Here is a 19,439-nt window from a genome sequence, read left to right on the forward strand (position 1 = left end):
CCGTCCCGAAGTGACGGGCGCCACAGTGGCGCGTCGCGCGAGGAGCGGCCCCCGGCGCCGGGCCGGTCAGGTGCCGGGCTTGCGACCGAAGACGTCGACGGCGTTGCCGACCTTGAGCAGCTTCCAGACGGCGGCGGCGTCGTGCATGGTCATGTTGACGCAGCCGTGCGAGCCGGGCGGTGTGGACATCGGGATGTCGACGGCGTGCAGGGCCTGGCCCTTGTCGAAGAACTGGCTGTAGGGCATGGCGACGTCGTAGAGCGAGGACACGTGGTGCAGGTCGCGCCAGTAGACGTGCCAGAGGCCGGGCCTGGTGGCGTAGCCCTTGCGGCCGGTGCGGACGGTGACCGGACCGTAGATCGTCTTCCGGCCGTCCTGTATCCAGAGCTTCTGGTGCGTGAGATCCACGCAGACCACCCGGCCGATGGTGGTCGGACAGGGCGACGCGGCCGCCGCCCTGGTGACGGCGTCGGCCTGCCCGGCCCCGACGGTGCCGACCCCGCCGACCAGCGCCGCCGTCGCCAGTGCGACCGCGGTGACGCGCGCCTTCAACTGCTTCAACTCGCCCCTGCTTTCGTAGTCCGAGACTCTGAGCTGATTGTCGTGACGTTCAGAAGACATGGGAGTCCCCCGATTGGTTGCACGGAACACTCAGATGTCACTCGAAAGGTCGAGACAGAGCCGCCAGGCCTCGGGCAGGGCTGCGGTGATCGCGGTCGCGCTGGTCGGCGCGCCGCCGGAGGAGAGCCGGCCGGCGAGCCCGTGCAGGTACGCGGCGACGGACCCCGCGTCGAGCGGGGCGAGCCCGGCGGCGAGCAGCGCGCCGGCCAGGCCGGCCAGCACGTCGCCGCTGCCGGCGGTGGCGAGCTGGGCGGTGCCGGTCGGATTGACCCTGGCGGGGCCCTCGGGGCCGGTGACCACGGTGGTGGATCCCTTGAGCAGCACGGTGCAGCCGTAGGCGCGGGCGATCGCGCGGGCGTAGCGCAGGCGCTCCGCCTCGACCTGCTCGCGCTCGGCCGCGATCCCGGCCCCGGCGAGCAGCGCGACCGCCTCGCCGGCGTGCGGCGTCAGCAGCGCGTCGGCGGGCGCGGAGCCGCGCTGCGCGAGCAGCCGCAGGCCGTCGGCGTCGACCAGCACCGGCGTGCCCGCGGCGACCGCCTCCGCCACGGCCCGCTCCGCGTCCTGCCCCTGCGCCAGCCCCGGACCGACCACCCACGCCTGCACCCGGCCCGCGTCCGCGGGCCCGCCCTCGCCCACCAGCGCCTCCGGATGCGCCCGGACGACGGCCTCGGCGGCGGCCCCGACATACCGCACCGCCCCGGCCCCACCCCTCAACGCGGCCCCGACCGCCAACACCGCCGCCCCCGGATACCTCCCCGACCCCGCCGCGATCCCGACCACCCCCCGCCGGTACTTGTCACTCTCCCCCACCGGCTCCGGCAACAACGCGGCCACGTCCCCCGCCTGCAGCACCTCCACCACATGCCCGCCCCGCCGAGCCCCCGAGCCGGCGAACCCCGCCCCGGGTTCCCGCTCCGCGCCGGCAGCGGCCGGACGCGGACCCGACGTCGAGCCCGCCTCCGGGGCCGAAGGCCGACCGGCAGCGGCACCCTGCCCCGGAGCACCGCCGGAACCGCCCCCCGCTTCCGCCTCCAACCCCGCTCCGGGTTCCCGCTCCGCGGAGGTGGCGTTCGCGCCTCGCAGGCCGATGTCGATGAGGTGGAGGACGCCTGCGTGGGAGGCGCCGGGGTCGATGAGGAGGCCCGGTTTGTGGGTGCCGAAGGTGACTGTGACGTCCGCGTGGACCGCCCGGCCGGGGACCGCGCCGGTGTCGGGGTCGACGCCGCTGGGAAGGTCGACCGCCACCACCGTCGCAGCGCCGCGTTCCGACGCGGCGACCCAGGGCAGGGCGGCCTCGCGCAGCGGCCCGCGGCCGCCGATGCCCACGATGCCGTCGAGGACGAGGTCGGCCCGTTCCGCCTCGGCCAGGTCGGCCGTCACGCGGCCGCCCGCCGCCAGCAGCGCGGCCAGCGCGGCCGCGTGCGTGCGTTCGGGCGCGAGCAGCGCGGCGTGGACGCGGGCGCCGCGGCGGGCCAGGCGCGCGCCCGCGTAGAGGGCGTCCCCGCCGTTGTCGCCGCTGCCCGCCAGGACCAGGACGCGACTGCCGTAGACGCGCCCGAGCAGGGACGCGCAGGTCGCCGCCAGCCCCGCCGCCGCCCGCTGCATCAGCGTGCCCTCCGGCAGACGGGCCATCAGCTCGCCCTCGGCCGCCCGCACCCAATCCACAGGGTGTGCATAACGCATCGCGCTCGACCCGCTTCCTTCGACGTGGACCTGGGTGGACCTCACCCCTCGGCGATCACCACCGCCGACGCTACGCCCGCGTCGTGGCTCAGCGAGAGATGCCAGGAGCGCACGCCCAGCCGCGCCGCGCACGCCGCCACCGTCCCGTGGACGGTCAGGATCGGCCGGCCGGACGGCTCGGTCCGCACCACCGCGTCCGTCCAGGCGAGGTCGCCGGGCGCGCCGAGGGCCTTCGCCACCGCCTCCTTCGCCGCGAAGCGCGCCGCCAGCGAGGCGATGCCGCGGCGTTCGCCGCTGGGCAGCAGCAGTTCGTCGGGCGTGAAGAGCCGGTCGGCCATGCCGGGCGTGCGCCGCAGCGCCTCGTCGAACCGGTCGATCTCCGCCACGTCGATGCCCACACCGATGATCACCAGCAACTCCCAAGGTCATGACGAAGGGCCCGGGCACCGCCGACGAGAGTCGACGACGGCGCCCGGGCCCCACCTTGCCACTGACCGCGGCTACTCCACGGTCACCGACTTCGCCAGGTTGCGCGGCTGGTCCACCTCGTGGCCCTTCGCCGTCGCCAGCTCGCAGGCGAAGACCTGCAGCGGGACCGTCGCGACCAGCGGCTGCAGCAGCGTCGGGGTCTGCGGGATGCGGACCAGGTGGTCGGCGTAGGGGACGACCGCCTCGTCGCCCTCCTCCGCGATCACCACGGTCCGGGCGCCGCGCGCACGGATCTCCTGGATGTTGGAGACGATCTTGTCGTGCAGCACCGAGCGCCCGCGGGGCGACGGGACGACCACGACGACCGGCAGCCCCTCCTCGATCAGCGCGATCGGACCGTGCTTCAGCTCGCCCGCCGCGAAGCCCTCGGCGTGCATGTAGGCGAGCTCCTTGAGCTTGAGCGCGCCCTCCAGTGCCACCGGGTAGCCGACGTGGCGGCCGAGGAACAGCACCGCCGGTGCGTCCGCCAGCGAGCGCGCGAGCTCGCGCACCGGCTCCATGGTCTCCAGGACCTGCTCGACCTGACGCGGCGCGTCCGCGAGCTGGCGGATCACCTCGAAGATCTCGTCGCCCCACTTGGTGCCGCGCACCTGGCCCAGGTACAGGGCGACCAGGTAGCAGGCGACCAGCTGGGTCAGGAACGCCTTGGTCGAGGCGACCGCGACCTCGGGGCCCGCGTGCGTGTAGAGCACGGCGTCGGACTCCCGCGGGATGGTGGAGCCGTTGGTGTTGCAGATCGCCAGGACCTTCGCGCCCTGCTCGCGCGCGTGCCGCAGCGCCATCAGGGTGTCCATGGTCTCGCCGGACTGCGAGATGGCGATGACCAGCGTCTGCTGGTCCAGGATCGGGTCGCGGTAGCGGAACTCCGAGGCGACCTCGACCTCGCAGGGGATCCGGGTCCAGTGCTCGATCGCGTACTTCGCGATCAGGCCCGCGTGGAAGGCGGTGCCGCAGGCCACGATGACGACCTTGTCGATCTCGCGCAGCACGGAGTGGTCGATGCGCAGCTCGTCGAGCGTCAGCGAGCCGTTCGCGTCGATCCGGCCCAGCAGCGTGTTGGCGACGGCCTCGGGCTGCTCGGCGATCTCCTTGAGCATGAAGTAGTCGTAGCCGCCCTTCTCGGCGGCCGACGCGTCCCAGTCCACGTGGTACTCGCGGAACTCGCCCGGCGCACCGTGGAAGTCGGTGATCGTCACGCCCTCGCGGCGCAGCTCGACGACCTGGTCCTGGCCCAGCTCGATGGCCTCGCGGGTGTGCGCGATGAACGCGGCAACGTCGGAGGCGAGGAAGTTCTCGCCCTCGCCGCGGCCGACCACCAGCGGCGAGTTGCGCCGCGCGCCGACCACCACGTCCGGCGCGTCCGCGTGCACGGCGACCAGGGTGAAGGCCCCGTCCAGCTGACGGCAGACCACGCGCATGGCCTCGGCGAGGTCCACCTCGCCGACCTGCGCGTCGACGGCCTCGGCCAGCAGGTGCGCGACGACCTCGGTATCCGTCTCCGAGGCGAGCACGTGGCCGCGCTCGGAGAGCTCCAGCCGGAGCCTGGCGAAGTTCTCGATGATCCCGTTGTGCACGACGGCGACCTTGCCGGCGCCGCCCACGTGGGGGTGCGCGTTGGCGTCGGTCGGCCCGCCGTGGGTGGCCCAACGGGTGTGACCTATCCCGACTGTGCCCTCAGCCAGGGGGGTCTCGGCGAGCAGCTTCTCCAGATTGGCGAGCTTGCCTGCCTTCTTCGCGACCGCGAGGTCGCCTTCGGGGGTCTGGACGGCGACACCGGCCGAGTCGTATCCCCGGTATTCCAGACGTCGCAGCCCGGACAGCACAACGTCCAGGGCGGGCTGCGCGCCCACGTAACCAACAATTCCGCACATCGCCCCAGCTTAAGGCGCGTTCTCGGACGCCTGCGCGAGGTGCAATCCTCGTCACACGTTTACATGGTGCATATGGGTCAGATCAGATGTGATCACCCATACGACGCCCGACGGGCCGGTCGCCCCCGTCAGGTGGGGACGACCGGCCCGTCTGCTGGGGTCGGCGTCAGCGCGCCGTCATGCGGAGGGCGCCGTCCATGCGGATGGTCTCCCCGTTGAGGTAGTCGTGCTCGGTGACCATGGTGACCAGGCGGGCGTACTCCTCCGGGCGGGCCAGCCGCTGCGGGAAGGTGACGCTCGCGCCCAGGCCGGCGCGGACCTCGTCGCTGAAGCCGGCCATCATCGGGGTGTCCACGATGCCCGGGGCGATCGTCACCACGCGGATGCCGTGCTGCGCCAGGTCGCGCGCCGCCGTCACGGTCATCCCGGCCACGCCGGCCTTGCTCGCGGCGTAGGCGATCTGGCCGATCTGCGCCTCGAAGGCGGCGATCGACGCCGTGTTGACGATCAGTCCGCGCTGGCCGTTCGCGTCCGGCTCCTGCCGGGCGATCGCCTCCGCCGCGAGCCGCATCACGTTGAAGGTGCCCAGCAGGTTGACCTTCAGCACGGTGTGGAAGAGGTCCAGGTCGTGCGGGCCGCCGCGGCCCAGGATGCGGGCCGAGGGGGCGATCCCGGCGCAGTTGACCGCGAGCCGCAGCTCCGCGCCGTCGTCGTCGATCCGCGCCAGGGCCTCGCGCACCGGGGCGTCCTCGGTGACGTCGGCGGCGAGCAGGGTGACGCCGTCCGGCTGCGGGCCGGCCGCGGCCACGGCCTTGTCCAGGTCAAGGCCGTAGACGGTCGCGCCGCGCGCGGCCAGCGCGGCCGCCGTCGCCGCGCCAAGACCTGACGCGGCGCCGGTGACCAGGGCGGCGGATCCGGCGATGTCCATGGGTCTCCTCGGGGTTGGAGCGATCGATCGTTTCGACGTTACTGCGCGAGCTGACGGCTGATCACCAGCCGCTGGATCTGGTTCGTCCCCTCGAAGATCTGCATGATCTTCGCCTCGCGCATGTAGCGCTCGACCGGGAAGTCGCGGGTGTAGCCGTAGCCGCCCAGCACCTGGACCGCGTCCGTCGTCACCTTCATCGCCGCGTCCGTGGCGATCAGCTTGGCGACGCTGGCCTGACGGCTGAACGGGCGGCCGAGGTCGCGGCGGCGCGCGGCGTCGAGGTAGGTCGCGCGGGCGGAGTCGACGGCGGCGGCCATGTCGGCCAGCAGGAAGCCGAGACCCTGGTGGTCGACGATCTTCCGACCGAAGGTGGTCCGCTCGTTGGCGTAGCCGACGGCCGCGTCGAGCGCCGCCTGGGCGAGCCCGGTGGCGCAGGCGGCGATGCCGAGGCGACCGCTGTCGAGCGCGCTGAACGCGATCTGGAGGCCCTGCCCCTCCGTGCCGATCAGCCGGTCCGCGTCGATGACCGCGCCGTCCCACATGGCCGAGGTGGTCGGGACCGCCTGGAGCCCCATCTTCTCCTCCGGCTTGCCGAAGCTCAGCCCGTCCGCCTGGCCCGGCGCGAGGAAGCAGGAAATGCCGCGGCTGCCCGGCGCGGTCCGGGCGAAGAGGGCGTAGAAGTCGGCCTTGCCGCCGTGGGTGATCCACGCCTTGTTGCCGGTGATGCGGTAACCGGTGAGCTCGCCGCCCGCATCGGTGACCTGCTCCGCCTTGCAGGTCAGCGCGGCGGCGTCGGAACCGGCCTGCGGCTCGGAGAGGCTGTAGCCGCCGATCAGCTCGCCGCCGAGCATGGCCGGCAGCCAGCGCTCCTTCTGCGCGTCGGTGCCGAAGGCGCTGACCGGGTGGCAGGCGAGCGTGTGCACGCTGGTGGCCACCGCGATGGCGGCCCAGCGGGCGGCCAGCTCCTCCAGGACCTGGAGGTAGACCTCGTACGGCTGCTCGCCGCCGCCGAAGTCCTCGGAGTACGGCAGCCCCAGCAGTCCGGCTCGGCCGAGGGTGGCGAAGAGGCCCTCAGGGTAGATCTCGCCCTTCTCGTGCCCGTCCGCCTTCGGGGCGAGCTCCTTGTCGGCGAGTTCCCTGGTCAGCGCGATCAGGTCCTCGGCCTCCGGGGTGGGAAGCAGACGGTCAACGGGCATCGCGGGCTCCAAGCGGTACTCTGAGCGGTACGTCAGTACCGGAAATCGTAGCGCTAATCGCTCGCCGCGATAATGGGGCACGTGATCGAGACCTCCGAGACCATCGGACCCAAGCAGACCGGCCGTGGCGCCGCGCGCCGGTCCGAGCTGTTCGAGGAGCTGGTGGGCCTGCTCACCCAGGAGGGGTTCGCCCACCTCACCCTCGACGACCTGGCGGCGCGGCTGCGCTGCTCCAAGCGCACGCTGTACGGGCTCGCGGACAGCAAGGAACAGCTGGTCAGGGCCGTGGTGGTGCACTTCTTCCGCAACGCGACGGTGCGGGTGGAGGCGGCCGTCGCCGCGGAGCCCGGCCCGGCCGACCGGCTCGCCGCGTACCTCCGCGCGGTGGCGGCGCAGCTGGCGCCGCTGTCGCCGCGGTTCTTCGAAGATGTAGCCGGCTTCGAGCCGGCCTCCGAGGTCTACGAGAGGAACACGCGAGCGGCGGCCCGGCGCGTGGAGCAGTTGATCGAGGAGGGCGTGGCGGCGGGGGAGTTCCGCGAGGTCCATGTGGCGTTCGCGGCGGACGTCATCTCCTCGGTCATGGTCCGCATCCAGCAGCGGCAGGTCGCCACGGCGACGGGCCTCGCCGACGCGGAGGCCTACGCCCACCTCGCCGAACTCCTGCTCCACGGCCTCAGCCGCTGACGCGCCCTTGGGGGCGCGAGGAACCTTCGCACGCGAGAAACCCGGCAGTGCCTCAGGGGCGCGAGGAACTGCGCGAGGAACCGCCCTGTGCGGATGGCCCTGCGCGCCCCGGACCATCCGCACGCCGTTGGCTTGCCGCGCCCACGCGCCTGAGACGCATATCGGCAGAGCCCCGCGCCCCTGAGGTAGTGCAACCGGCCCTCCTGCGCGGAGCGCCCTGCACAATTGGTCCGTGCGGATTCGACTGCTCGGCCCGATGATCGTCGCTGGCCCCGAAGGTGACACCGTCCAGCTCAAGGGCGAGCGGCTTCGTACCCTTCTCGTCGCGCTCGCGCTCACGCCCGGGAGGGCGGTGTCCCTCGGGGCACTGACCGAGACGCTGTGGCCCGACGCCGCGCCGGCCAACCCCGCGAACGCGGTCCAGGCGTTGGCCTCGCGGCTGCGGGCCGCGCTCGGGCGGGACGCGGTCGCGCTGACACCCGCCGGGTACCGGCTCGCACTGGAGCCGGACGAGGTCGACGCCGTCGTCTTCGCCGAGGCGCTGCAGGCGCACGACTACCCGCGCGCGCTCGGGCTCTGGCGCGGGGCGCCGGACCTGCCGGGGCACCCCGACGAGGCCGCACGGCTGCTCGCGCTCCGGCAGGGCGCGGAGGACGAGCAGACCGACGCCGAGATCGCCCGGGGCAACGGGCCCGCGCAGATCGCCGCGCTGCGCGCCGCCGTCGCGGCGGAGCCGCTGCGCGAACGGCCGCGCGCACAACTGCTGCGCGCGCTGTCGCAGGCCGGACGGACCGGAGAGGCGCTGGCCACCTACGAGGAGGGGCGCGCCGTCCTCGCCGAGGAGCTGGGCGCCGACCCCTCACCGCTGCTGCGCGCCGCGCACCTCGCCGTGCTCACCGAGGAGGAGGGCCAGCAGACGCCGCCAGCGCCGAGCACCGCGCACGCGCTGCCGGCCGCGCTCACCAGCTTCCTCGGCCGCGAACCCGAGATCGCCGCGCTCCGCACGGCGCTCACCGGGAGTCGGCTGGTGACCCTCATCGGCCCCGGCGGGGCGGGGAAGACCAGGCTCGCGATCGAGTCCGCACGGTCCCATCCGACGCCGCTGCGCCTGGTCGAGCTCGCCCCCGTCGGCGATCCCGCCGACGTCCCCGGGGCCGTGGCCGCCACCATGAACTGGCGTGAGGCCACCCCGACCCGCCCGGTGCCCGGGGCCGCGGGCGCCGATGTGACCGAGCGTCTGATCGACGCGATCGGCACCACCGACATGCTGCTCCTGCTCGACAACTGCGAGCATCTGGTCGAGGCCGCCGCCTCGCTCAGCGCGCGCCTGCTCGCCGCCTGCCCACGGCTCCGGATCCTCGCCACCAGCCGCGAGCCGCTCGCCATCACCGGGGAGCAACTGCTGCCCGTCCCGCCGCTCGGACTGCCCGCCCCGACCGACGAGGTGGGCGGGGAGGACGACACCACCGGTTTCCCCGCCGTCCGGCTCTTCCTCGACCGGGCTCGCGCCGTGCGCCCCGGATACGCGCCGACCTCGGCCGAGCTGCGCGCGATCGTCACCGTCTGCCGCGCCCTCGACGGGCAGCCGCTCGCCATCGAGCTCGCCGCCGCCCGGATGCGCAGCCTGGACCCCGAGGGCATCGCCGAGCGGCTGGCCCAGCGCTTCCAGCTGCTGACCGGGGGCAGCCGCGCCGCGCTGCCGCGTCACCGCACTCTGCGCGCCGTCGTGGACTGGAGCTGGGACCTGCTGGAGACCTCCGAGCGCGCGCTGCTGGCCCGGCTCTCCGTCTTCTCCGGCCAGGCCGAACTGGACGCGATCGAGCAGATCTGCGGCGCCCCGGGGCCGACGGAGGGGCCGACCGGGGACCCGGCCGGGGACGAGATCTTCGACGTGCTGGCCGCGCTCGTCGACAAGTCGCTGGTGGTCCGGACCGACGCCGGCCGTTACCGGCTGCTGGAGACCATCCGTGTCTACGCCGCCGAGCGTCTGGCCGCCGAACAGGCCACCACTGCCACCAGGGACGCCCACGCCGCCTACTACCTCGCCCTCGCCGAGCGCGGCGAACCGAAGCTCTACGGCCCGGAACAGGTCACCACCCTCGCCTGGTTCACCGGCGCCCACGACAACCTCATCGCCGCGCTGCGCTGGTCCGTCGAGCGCGGTGACGCCTCGACCGCGCTGCGGCTGGTCGCCGCACTCGGCTGGTACCTGTGGCGGCGCGGCGAGCAGGGCGAGAACCTGCCGCTGATCCACCAGGCGCTGGCGCTGCCCGCCGACGGGGTGGACCCGCTGGCGCGCGCCGTCTCCTACGGCATCACCGCGCTCTACAGCCTGGACTCCGACTGGGTGCTCGACCCGACGATGGAGCTGCTGCGCGGGGCGATCGCCCTGCGCGACGGGCTGTCCGACCCGGACGCCCACCCGCTGCTGCCGATGCTCGACATCATGACCGCGCTCTTCGAGCAGAAGGACTGGCAGGTCCTGGACCTGGCCCAGCGGCTGGCCCGCACGCCGAACCCGTGGGTGCAGGCGACCGGCTGCCTCTTTCTGGGCTACGCCCTGCAGAACGAGGGCCGGGCCGAGGAGGCCGAGCGGACGCTGTGGGAGGCGGCCGAACGCTACCGCGAGGTCGGCGACCTGTGGGGGCAGTCCTTCGTCCGCTCGGGCCTGGCCGACTTCGCTCTCTGGCGCGGCGACCCCGACGGAGCGGTGGCGCTCTGGGAGGAGGCCATCGCCTGCGAGCAGCGGATGGGCGTCAACGCGGACTCCCCCGAGTACCGGGCCAGGATGATCGCCGCCCGCTACGCCTCCGCGGGCGCCGCCGAGGACGTGGCCGAGCTGGAACGGCTGGCCGACGCCGCCCGGGCCAGCGGCTCCTGGTCCCCGTTCATCTCGACCTGCACCGCCCTGGCCAACGCCTACCGCAGGTCGGGCGAGCCGGAGCGGGCGCTGCCGCTGCTGGAGGAGGCCCTGTCGCTGCTGGACCGCAGGATGAACGGGCTGCCCCAGATCAAGGCGCTGCTGCTGATGGCGACGGGCCAGGCCCAGGCCGCCTGCGACAACATCGCCGAGGCGGAGCAGGCGCACGAACAGGCGCTGCGCTCGGCCGCCGCCTCCTACGACGGGCCGATCATCGCGGCGGCGCTGCAGAGCTACGCCGACCTGGCGCTGCGTCGGGACGAGCCCGAGCTGGCCGCGTTCTGCCTCGGCGCGTCGCACGGCCAGCGCGGGGTGCCCGACCTCTCCTCCTGGGAGCTGGCCAGGGACTCGGCCGCGGCCACTGAACGGCTGGGCGAGAGCGCCTACCTGGCCGCCTACGAGCGCGGCCGGGCGTGCCCGCGCGCGGAGGTCTTCGCGGAGCTGGGCGTCGAGCTCGACGCCCCTCCCCCGCACATGCTCTGACGGTCCGTCCGAAAACCCGTCGACAGCGGCCGCCGGCTCGACCAGGATCGACAGCCATGACGCGAACCGACACTCCGCCCGCCTGGGACGAACGCACCCAGCTCGCCACCTTCCTCGACTACGTCCGCGCCACGGTGCGGGACAAGTGCGCCGAGCTGTCCGCCGAGGACGCCCGCAAGGCGCCGCTGCCCGGCTCGCCGCTGATGACCCTGTGCGGACTGGTCAACCACCTCCGCTGGGTCGAGTACTTCTGGTTCGAGGTGATCTTCCTGGGCGGCGAGGACGAGGGCCCGTGGACGGACGAGGACCCCGACCGCGAGATGCGGATCGCGGTCGACTTCCCGCTGGAGCAGCTCCTCGCCGAGTACGAGGCGCAGTCCGTCCGGTTCAGGGAGCTCGTCGCAGGCTCCGACCTGGACGCCACCGCCAAGCGGCCGTTCCGCGACGGCACGTACCCCAACCTGCGCTGGATCCTGCTGCACCTGATCGAGGAGACGGCGCGCCACAACGGCCACGCCGACATCCTGCGCGAGATCGCCGACGGCCGCACCGGCGCCTGATCGGCGCCCGTCACGCGCCTGGGGACCCCCAGGCGCGCAGCGCGCCGTCGAGCGCGCCGAGCGCGGCCTGCCAGGACTCCTCCACCGGGCGCTCGGCCCGGAACCCCCAGCTCGACTCGAAGACCGCCCAGCCGTGGAAGGTGCTGCGCAGCAGCCGCGCGGCGTCGATGGCGGCGACGGGCTCCAGGTCGTAACCGCGGAACAGCGCGGCGCAGGCCTCGACGATCCTGGTCCCGCCCTCGGAGGGCACCGGCAGCTGCGTCGCCGCGTACCGGCCCGGGTGGGCCAGGGCGAAGCGGCGGTACGCGTCGCCGAACGCGAACAGGGCGTCCCTGCCGGCCCGCCCCGCGACCGCCTCCTCCAGCAGCGAGGCGAACTCCCCCGCCGCGAAGGCCGCGACCTGCTCGCGCAGCGCGGCCAGGTTGCGGACGTGCGAGTAGAGGCTCGCGTCGGCCACCCCGAAGCTCCGCGCCAGTGCGGCGACGGTGACCCGCTCCAGCCCCACCTCGTCCGCGAGGTCCGCCGCCGCCCGGGTCACCCGTTCAGCGGTCAATCCCGCGCGTGCCATCCCACCGCCTCCAACCTAATCCGCTAAATAATTTGCCTAGGGCTCCTAGGAAAGCTTAGCGTCGCTCCCATGGACCGGCTCACCGAACACGACATCCGCGCCTCCTTCGTCAACTGCACCAAGGGCGAGGCCGCCCGCCTCCACGTCCCGCACGACCTGGACGAGCGCCCTTGGGCCTCGCTCGACTTCTTCGGCTGGCGCGATCCAGGCGCACCGGACCGCTGCGCGCTGGTCTCCATGCGTCCCGACGGTGCGCTGGTCGGCATCACGCTGCGTTTCCCGCCTCCGCAGCGCGGCTTCCTGGCACGCAGCCTGTGCTCGCTCTGCCTCACCACGCACCCGCGCAACGGCGTCTCCCTGCTGACCGCACGCCGGGCGGGCAAGGCAGGTCGGGAGGGCAACACGGTCGGTCTGTACATGTGCACCGACCTCGCCTGCCCGCTCTACATCCGGGGGCTGAAGAAGGCCGAACCGGGCGCCAGGCTGGAGGAGTCGCTCACCGTGGAGGAACAGGCCGAAAGGCTCCGCGGCAAGCTGGACGCCTTCCTCGACCAGGTCCTCGACCCGGCCGGCCCACGCTGAGACGTATCTCTCGCCGCTGTTCCCCCGCTTCTCGGCAGACAATAGGACCGTGCCGACCACGCTGGAAGCCCACCGCCGCGCTGACGCGTCCCCCTTCGTCGACCTCGACCGCGCCGAGTGGAGCGCGCTCCACGAGCGCACCCCGCTGCCGCTGACCGCCGCCGAGCTGGAGCGGCTGCGCGGTCTGGGCGACGTGATCGACCTCGCCGAGGTCCAGGACGTCTACCTGCCGCTCTCCCGTCTGCTCAACCTCTACGTGACGGCGACGGGCCGGCTGCGCGGTGCCCTGAACGACTTCCTGGACAGCAACGAGCACACCCACACCCAGGCGGGCACGCCCTTCGTCATCGGCGTGGCCGGCTCGGTCGCGGTCGGCAAGTCGACCACCGCCCGTCTGCTCCAGGCCATGCTGGCCCGCTGGCCCGAGCACCCCCGGGTGGAGCTGGTCACCACGGACGGCTTCCTGCTGCCCAACGAGGAGCTGCGCCGGCGCGGCCTGATGTCCCGCAAGGGCTTCCCCGAGTCCTACGACCGCAGAGCGCTCACCCGCTTCGTGGCCGACATCAAGTCCGGCAAGGACGCGGTCAGCGCGCCGGTCTACTCGCACCTCGTCTACGACATCGTCCCCGACGAGCGGCTGACGGTCCGTCGCCCCGACATCCTGATCGTCGAGGGCCTGAACGTGCTGCAGCCCGCCCTGCCGGGGCAGGACGGCCGCACCAGGGTCGCGGTCGCGGACTTCTTCGACTTCTCGATCTACGTCGACGCCCGCGCGGACGACATCGAGAACTGGTACCTGCAGCGCTTCAGGAAGCTGCGCGAGACGGCGTTCCAGAACCCCGACTCCTACTTCCGCCGCTACGCGGAGGTCTCCGAGCCGGAGGCGCTCGACTACGCCCGCCATCTCTGGCGGACCATCAACCGCCCCAACCTCGTCGAGAACGTCGCGCCCACCCGCGGCCGCGCGGACCTCATCCTCCGCAAGGGCGGCGATCACAAGGTCCAGCGCGTCCGCCTGCGCAAGCTCTAGCCCTCCTGCGCGACCTTCGCCTCCTCGGCGGCCAGACGCACGCAGAGCGCCACGGCCTCCATCGCCTCGCGCAGCTCGGGCAGCGAGGGGTAGCTCGGGGCGATGCGGATGTGGTGGTCGCGCGGGTCGTGCCCGTAGGGGAACGCCGCTCCGGCCGGGGTCAGCGCCACGCCCGCCTCCTTGGCCAGCCGCACGACCTCCGCCGCGCAGCCGTCCGGCACCTCCAGGCTGACGAAGTAGCCGCCCTCGGGCCGGCTCCAGCTCGCGATCCCGCGCCCGCCGAGCTCGTGCTCCAGCACGTGCTCCACGGTCTCGAAGCGCGGCGCCAGCAGCGCCCGGTGCTTGGCCATGTGCGCGAGCACGCCGTCCGCGTCGCCGAAGAAGCGCACGTGACGCAGCTGGTTGACCTTGTCGGGGCCGATGGTCTGCTTGGCCAGCAGGCCCTTGTACCACTCGACGTTGGCCACCGAGGAGCCGAAGAAGGCGACGCCCGCCCCGGCCAGGCTGATCTTGGAGGTCGACGCGAAGACGAAGGCCCGGTCGGCGTTCCCGGCCAGCGCGCAGGCGTCCAGGATCGAGTCGAGCTCCACCCGGCGGTCCGTCAGGTCGTGCAGGGCGTAGGCGTTGTCCCAGAAGATCCGGAAGTCCGGCGCGGCCGTCGGCATGGCCGCCAGGCGGCGGACGGTCTCGGCGCTGTAGACCTCACCGCTGGGGTTGCTGTACGCGGGCACGCACCAGATGCCCTTGATCCGCGGGTCCTCGGCGACGAGCCGCTCGACCTCGTCCATGTCCGGGCCCGCGCCGGTCAGCGCGACCGGAATCATCGTGATCCCGAAGCGCTCGCACAGCGCGAAGTGCCGGTCGTAGCCGGGCACCGGGCACAGGAAGGCGATCTCGTCCTCCTCCACCCACCGGCGCGGGGCGCCGGGCACGGCGGAGAGCAGCGCGTCGGCGATCACGTCGTGCATGATCTGCAGGCTGGCGTTGCCGAGCGCCAACAGCTGCCCCTGCGGGATGCCGAGCAGCGGCGAGAAGATCTCGATCAGCTCGGGCAGGCCGGTGGGACCGCCGTAGTTGCGGGTGTCCGACCCGTCGGCGGCGAGGTGGTCCGCGCCCCCGGGCAGCTCCAGCAGCCGGGCCGCCAGGTCCAACTGCTCCGCGGAGGGCTTCCCCCGCGTCAGATCCAGCTTCAGGCCGCGCGCCTGCAGAGCTGTGTATTCCTCACGAAGCGTCACTTTTCCGCACTCCCTCAGGTGGCAAACGTGAGAGGCGCGGGGAACTGCGCGAGAAACCACCGACATGCGGACGGCCCTGTGCGTTCGGGGCTCTACCTGCGTGGGTGGCTTGTCGCGCAGTTCCTCGCGCCCCTGATGGTGCAACTACGTCTTAGCTCAACCGGTCCTTCACCACGGTGGCGAGCCGCTCGCAGACCGCTTGGGCCTGCTCGTGGTTGGCCGCCTCCACCATGACCCTAACGAGCGGCTCCGTCCCGGAGGGACGGAGGAGGACGCGACCGGTCTCGCCCAGTTCCGCCTCGGCCGCCGCGACAGCGGCGAGCAGCGCTTCGTCCTGCGAGGCCCGCGCCTTGTCGACGCCCTTGACGTTGATCATGACCTGCGGCAGCCGCGTCATCACCGAGGCCAGCTCCGCCAGCGTCTGCTTGGTCGCCGCGACCCGAGCCGCCAGCATCAGGCCGGTCAGCGTGCCGTCGCCGGTCGTCGCGTGGTCCAGCAGGATGACGTGGCCCGACTGCTCGCCGCCGAGCGTGTAGCCGTGCTCCTTCATCGACTCCAGCACGTAGCGGTCGCCGACCGCCGTCTGGATCAGGTCGATGCCCTCGCGCTCCATCGCCAGCTTGAAGCCCAGGTTGGACATGACCGTCGCCACGACGGTGTCCTTCGCCAGGACCCCGGCCTCGCGCAGCCCCAGCGCCAGGATCGCCAGGATCTGGTCGCCGTCGATCTCGTTGCCCTGGTGGTCCACGGCCAGGCAGCGGTCGGCGTCGCCGTCGTGGGCGAGGCCGAGGTCCGCGCCGTGCTCGACGACCGCCGCACGCAGCGGGCCCAGGTGGGTCGAGCCGACGCCGTCGTTGATGTTGAGCCCGTCAGGCTCGGCGCCGATCACGTGGACGACCTCCGCGCCCGCGCGGCGGAACGCCTCGGGGGAGGCGGTCGACGCGGCGCCGTGCGCGGTGTCCAGGACGACGCGCAGGCCGTCGAGCCGGTTCGGCAGCACGCTGACCAGGTGCGCGACGTACTGGCCGAGCCCGGCGTCGTGGTCGCGGAGGCGGCCGACGGCCGCGCCGGTCGGGCGGGTGGGCTCCTCGCCGCCGAAACGCTCGTAGTGCGCCTCGATGGCGTCCTCGATCGCATCGTCCAGCTTGAAGCCGCCCTTGGCCAGGAACTTGATGCCGTTGTCCGGCATCGGGTTGTGGCTCGCCGAGAGCATGACGCCGAAGTCCACGCCCAGCGCCTCGGTCAGGTACGCGACCGCCGGGGTCGGCAGCACGCCGAGGCGGAGCACGTCCACGCCGGAGCTGGCGAGGCCGGCGACGACCGCGGCCTCAAGGAACTCCCCCGAGGCGCGCGGGTCGCGGCCCACCACGGCCACCGGCCGATGGCCCTCGAACGCGCCCAGGTCACCGAGCACGTGCGCGGCGGCGACCGAGAGTCCCATCGCCATCTCGGCGGTCAGATCCACGTTCGCGAGCCCGCGTACGCCGTCGGTGCCAAAGAGTCGTCCCACTGCCAAAACCTCCGGGTGTCCGGGTATGAACGAACCACGCCCTGGGAACACAAGGTGCTCCCAGGGCGTGGCGAAAACCAGCTCCCCCATCTGAACGGCGGAGCGGGGTGCGACTAGCGCTTGCTGTACTGCGGCGCCTTGCGGGCCTTCTTGAGACCGGCCTTCTTGCGCTCGACCGCACGCGGGTCACGCGTCAGGAAGCCGGCCTTCTTCAGCGCCGGGCGGTTGGCGTCGACGTCGGCCTCGTTCAGCGCACGGGCGACACCGAGACGCAGGGCGTAGGCCTGGCCGGAGATGCCGCCGCCGTTGATGCGGGCGACGACGTCGTAACGGTCGTCCAGCTCAAGGATCTTGAACGGGTCGTTCACGGTCTGCTGGTGCACCTTGTTGGGGAAGTACTCCTCCAGGGTGCGACCGTTGATCTTCCACTGGCCGGTGCCGGGGACGATGCGCACGCGGGCGATCGCCTCCTTGCGGCGACCCAGACCGGCGCCCGGAAGGGCCTCGCCGAAACGGGAGGGAAGGGACTCGCTGGTGTACTCGGTCTCCTCGACCTCGAAGGTCTCCTCGACCTCGAGGGGGAGCTCGGCAGTGGTCTCGGCCACGATTCTCCTCAGCTACTTCTTGTCAGATTCGGGGTGGCCGGTATTACTGCGCGACCTGGGTGATCTCGAACGGCACCGGCTGCTGCGCAGCGTGGGGGTGCTGGTCGCCCGAGTAGACCTTCAGCTTCGAGAGCATCTGACGGCCCAGGGAGTTCTTCGGGAGCATGCCCTTGATGGCCTTCTCGACGGCCTTCTCGGGGTTCTTGTCCAGCAGCTCGTCGTAGCGGACGGACCGCAGACCACCCGGGAAGCCAGAGTGGCGGTAGGCCAGCTTCTGGGTCTTCTTGTTGCCGGACAGGTGCACCTTGTCAGCGTTGATGATGATGACGAAGTCACCCATGTCAACGTGCGGCGCGTACACCGGCTTGTGCTTACCCCGGAGGAGGGTGGCGGCCTGAGAGGCCAGACGGCCGAGGACAACGTCCTGGGCGTCGATGACGAGCCACTGACGCTGGACGTCGCCGGGCTTGGGGCTGTACGTACGCACGGTCGTAGCCTTCGCTTTTCAGTGAGTGTGTGCCTGACAGGGCCACCGGGACGATCGGAACAGCCTCAGCACCGGACCCGGACGCAATCGGGTGATCAGTGCCGCCGTTCATCGACCTGGCGGACCGGCGTACCGACCTCTCACGTGAGATAGAGCGAGCCAATACGCACAACGAACTCGCAGAATACCGGCACGGTGGCGGGCGGGTCAAAACGCGCACCGCGAACCGTGCTGGTTATCCACAAGCTATGGACAAGTCTACGTGCCCGTTCACCGTTCCCGAACCACTCGGGCGACATCCCAGACCGGCTCGGGCGCCTCGACGACCCTTCCGTCCTCGCCGAAGACCAGGAAGCGGTCGAAGGTACGGGCGAACCAGCGGTCGTGCGTCACCGCCAGAACCGTGCCTTCAAAAGCCTCCAGGCCCTCCTGCAGCGCCTCGGCGCTCTCCAGGTCCAGGTTGTCCGTCGGCTCGTCCAGCAGCAGCGCCGTCGCGCCGGAGAGCTCCAGGCGCAGGATCATCAACCGGGCCTGCTGACCGCCGGAGAGGTTCTCGAAGCGGATGTCCTCCTGGTGATGGAGCTCATAGCGGCGCAGCACGCTCATGGCCGCCTTGCGGTCCATCGCGTGCTCGGACTCCAGGATCTCCCTGGTGGTGCGGCCGTAGAGCTCCGGGTGCGCGTGCGTCTGCGCGAAGTGGCCCGGCACGACGCGGGCGCCCAGCTTCCAGGCGCCGGTGTGCGTCACGTCCTGGCCGGCCAGCAGCCGCAGGAAGTGCGACTTCCCCGACCCGTTCGAGCCCAGCACGGCGACCCGCTCGCCGTAGTAGACCTCCAGGTCGAAGGGCTTCATCAGCCCGGTGAGCTCCAGCTTCTCGAAGGTGAAGGCGCGCACGCCGGTGCGGCCGCCCTTCAGCCGCATGGTGATCGCCTGCTTGCGCGGCGGCTCCGGCGGCGGGCCGACCTCCTCGAACTTCCGCAGCCGCGTCGTGGCCGCCGCGTACCGCGAGGCCATGTCGTGCGAGCGGGCCGCGTACTCGCGCATGTCCAGGACCAGCTTCTTCAGCTGGGCGTGCTTCTCGTCCCAGCGTCGGCGCAGCTCCTCGAAGCGGGCGAAGCGCTCCTCGCGGGCCTCGTGGTAGCTCGCGAATCCGCTGCCGTGCACCCAGACCTCGCTGGAGTCCAGGCCGCGCTCCACGCTGACGATCTTCTCGGCGGAGTTGGCCAGCAGCTCGCGGTCGTGCGAGACGAAGACCACGGTCTTCTTGGTCTGCCGGATCTGCTCCTCCAGCCAGCGCTTGCCGGGGACGTCCAGGTAGTTGTCCGGCTCGTCCAGCAGCAGCACCTCGTCGGTGCCGCGCAGCAGGGCCTCCAGCACCAGCCGCTTCTGCTCGCCGCCCGAGAGCGTGGCCAGCGACCGCCACTGGGCCCGCTCGTAGGGCGTCCCGAGGGCGGCGACGGTGCACACGTCCCAGGTGGTCTCGTACTCGTAGCCGCCCGCGTCGGCCCAGTCGGCCAGCGCCTGGGCGTAGGCCATCTGCGTCCGCTCGTCGTCCTGCGCCATCATCGCCAGCTCGGCCGCGTCCACGGCCAGCGCCGCCTTCTTGACCTTCGGCGGAGCCACGGCCACCAGCAGGTCCCGCACCGAGGCGTCGTCGGCGAGCGGCGACTCGCGACCCGTCGTCCCGACGAACTGGCGCATCACGCCCAGGCCGCCGCTGACGGTCACGGTGCCGCCGTGCGGCTGGAGGTCACCCGCGATCAGCCGCAGCAGCGTGGTCTTGCCGGCGCCGTTGGCCCCGACCAGGGCGACGGCGGCGCCCTCGCCGACCCGGAAGGACGCGTCGTCGAAGAGCACCCGCCCGTCCGGCAGGTAGTACTCCAGGTGCGAAATCTCGACGTGTCCCATGGTCAGCGATTCTCTCCGCCCGCGGCTTCGGGGCAAAACGGGTTTTCCACAGGCCCCCTCACCTCGGCGATTGGCAGAA

17 protein-coding genes are annotated in these 19,439 nt (G+C 72.4%); 5 read left to right on the top strand and 12 right to left on the bottom strand.

The annotated features are described in order from the left end of the window. Nucleotides 1-66 precede the first annotated feature (66 nt). From BS83_RS24045 to BS83_RS24070, 6 genes are all read right to left on the bottom strand, one after another. Nucleotides 67-561 carry a L,D-transpeptidase gene (locus BS83_RS24045; RefSeq protein ID WP_408641034.1) on the bottom strand — a complete coding sequence of 165 codons (495 nt, stop codon included), beginning with the start codon at nt 559-561 and terminating at the stop codon, nt 67-69. A 90-nt stretch (nt 562-651) separates the two neighbouring features. Then, nucleotides 652-2,304, bottom strand: coding sequence for a bifunctional ADP-dependent NAD(P)H-hydrate dehydratase/NAD(P)H-hydrate epimerase (locus BS83_RS24050; RefSeq protein ID WP_037605661.1), 1,653 nt, complete (start codon nt 2,302-2,304; stop codon nt 652-654). 41 nt (nt 2,305-2,345) lie between these two features. Next, complete coding sequence (locus BS83_RS24055; protein WP_037609754.1) at nt 2,346-2,714, bottom strand: holo-ACP synthase; 369 nt, start codon at nt 2,712-2,714, stop codon at nt 2,346-2,348. A 90-nt stretch (nt 2,715-2,804) separates the two neighbouring features. Next, nucleotides 2,805-4,664, bottom strand: a complete 1,860-nt coding sequence (gene glmS, locus BS83_RS24060; protein WP_084713985.1) for a glutamine--fructose-6-phosphate transaminase (isomerizing) — start codon at nt 4,662-4,664, stop codon at nt 2,805-2,807. 166 nt (nt 4,665-4,830) lie between these two features. Beyond that, a complete protein-coding gene (locus tag BS83_RS24065) occupies nt 4,831-5,592 on the bottom strand; it encodes an SDR family NAD(P)-dependent oxidoreductase (protein WP_037605664.1) in 762 nt (253 codons plus the stop codon). 38 nt (nt 5,593-5,630) lie between these two features. Continuing rightward, nucleotides 5,631-6,788 (bottom strand): acyl-CoA dehydrogenase family protein, encoded by a 1,158-nt coding sequence (locus BS83_RS24070; protein WP_037605665.1) that lies wholly within the window; start codon nt 6,786-6,788, stop codon nt 5,631-5,633. Nucleotides 6,789-6,860: 72 nt separating this feature from the next. On the opposite strand from BS83_RS24070, the gene BS83_RS24075 reads away from it, so the two are divergent. From BS83_RS24075 to BS83_RS24085, 3 genes are all read left to right on the top strand, one after another. Further along, nucleotides 6,861-7,472, top strand: coding sequence for a TetR/AcrR family transcriptional regulator (locus BS83_RS24075; RefSeq protein WP_084713988.1), 612 nt, complete (start codon nt 6,861-6,863; stop codon nt 7,470-7,472). A gap of 232 nt (nt 7,473-7,704) precedes the next feature. Next, nucleotides 7,705-10,875, top strand: coding sequence for a BTAD domain-containing putative transcriptional regulator (locus tag BS83_RS24080; RefSeq protein ID WP_063774220.1), 3,171 nt, complete (start codon nt 7,705-7,707; stop codon nt 10,873-10,875). A 56-nt stretch (nt 10,876-10,931) separates the two neighbouring features. After that, entirely contained in the window at nt 10,932-11,435 is a 504-nt protein-coding gene (locus BS83_RS24085; RefSeq protein ID WP_037605666.1) for a DinB family protein, read from the top strand. A 10-nt stretch (nt 11,436-11,445) separates the two neighbouring features. Here the strand turns inward: BS83_RS24085 and BS83_RS24090 are convergent, their stop codons facing one another. After that, complete coding sequence (locus tag BS83_RS24090; RefSeq protein WP_037605668.1) at nt 11,446-12,003, bottom strand: TetR/AcrR family transcriptional regulator; 558 nt, start codon at nt 12,001-12,003, stop codon at nt 11,446-11,448. Nucleotides 12,004-12,072: 69 nt separating this feature from the next. Here BS83_RS24090 and BS83_RS24095 point away from each other — a divergent pair, with 69 nt between their 5' ends. Continuing rightward, nucleotides 12,073-12,585, top strand: a complete 513-nt coding sequence (locus BS83_RS24095) for an FBP domain-containing protein (protein WP_037605669.1) — start codon at nt 12,073-12,075, stop codon at nt 12,583-12,585. Nucleotides 12,586-12,634: 49 nt separating this feature from the next. After that, a complete protein-coding gene (gene coaA / locus BS83_RS24100; protein ID WP_037605670.1) occupies nt 12,635-13,615 on the top strand; it encodes a type I pantothenate kinase in 981 nt (326 codons plus the stop codon). On the opposite strand, the gene BS83_RS24105 is transcribed toward coaA, so the two are convergent. The 5 genes from BS83_RS24105 to BS83_RS24125 form a co-directional block, all read right to left on the bottom strand. After that, the gene (locus BS83_RS24105) at nt 13,612-14,850 is read right to left on the bottom strand and encodes an aminotransferase class I/II-fold pyridoxal phosphate-dependent enzyme (protein ID WP_232248471.1); all 1,239 of its coding nucleotides are present in this window, start codon (nt 14,848-14,850) and stop codon (nt 13,612-13,614) included. The genes coaA and BS83_RS24105 overlap by 4 nt on opposite strands. 151 nt (nt 14,851-15,001) lie before the next feature. Then, entirely contained in the window at nt 15,002-16,360 is a 1,359-nt protein-coding gene (gene glmM / locus BS83_RS24110) for a phosphoglucosamine mutase (protein ID WP_037605672.1), read from the bottom strand. Between the two features lie 113 nt (nt 16,361-16,473). Continuing rightward, complete coding sequence (gene rpsI / locus BS83_RS24115; protein WP_037605673.1) at nt 16,474-16,965, bottom strand: 30S ribosomal protein S9; 492 nt, start codon at nt 16,963-16,965, stop codon at nt 16,474-16,476. 43 nt (nt 16,966-17,008) lie between these two features. Beyond that, the gene (gene rplM / locus BS83_RS24120) at nt 17,009-17,452 is read right to left on the bottom strand and encodes a 50S ribosomal protein L13 (protein ID WP_037605674.1); all 444 of its coding nucleotides are present in this window, start codon (nt 17,450-17,452) and stop codon (nt 17,009-17,011) included. A gap of 270 nt (nt 17,453-17,722) precedes the next feature. After that, the gene (locus BS83_RS24125) at nt 17,723-19,360 is read right to left on the bottom strand and encodes an ABC-F family ATP-binding cassette domain-containing protein (protein WP_037605676.1); all 1,638 of its coding nucleotides are present in this window, start codon (nt 19,358-19,360) and stop codon (nt 17,723-17,725) included. Nucleotides 19,361-19,439: the final 79 nt, after the last annotated feature.

The sequence above is a fragment of the Streptacidiphilus rugosus AM-16 genome, from assembly GCF_000744655.1.
GTDB lineage: Bacteria > Actinomycetota > Actinomycetes > Streptomycetales > Streptomycetaceae > Streptacidiphilus > Streptacidiphilus rugosus.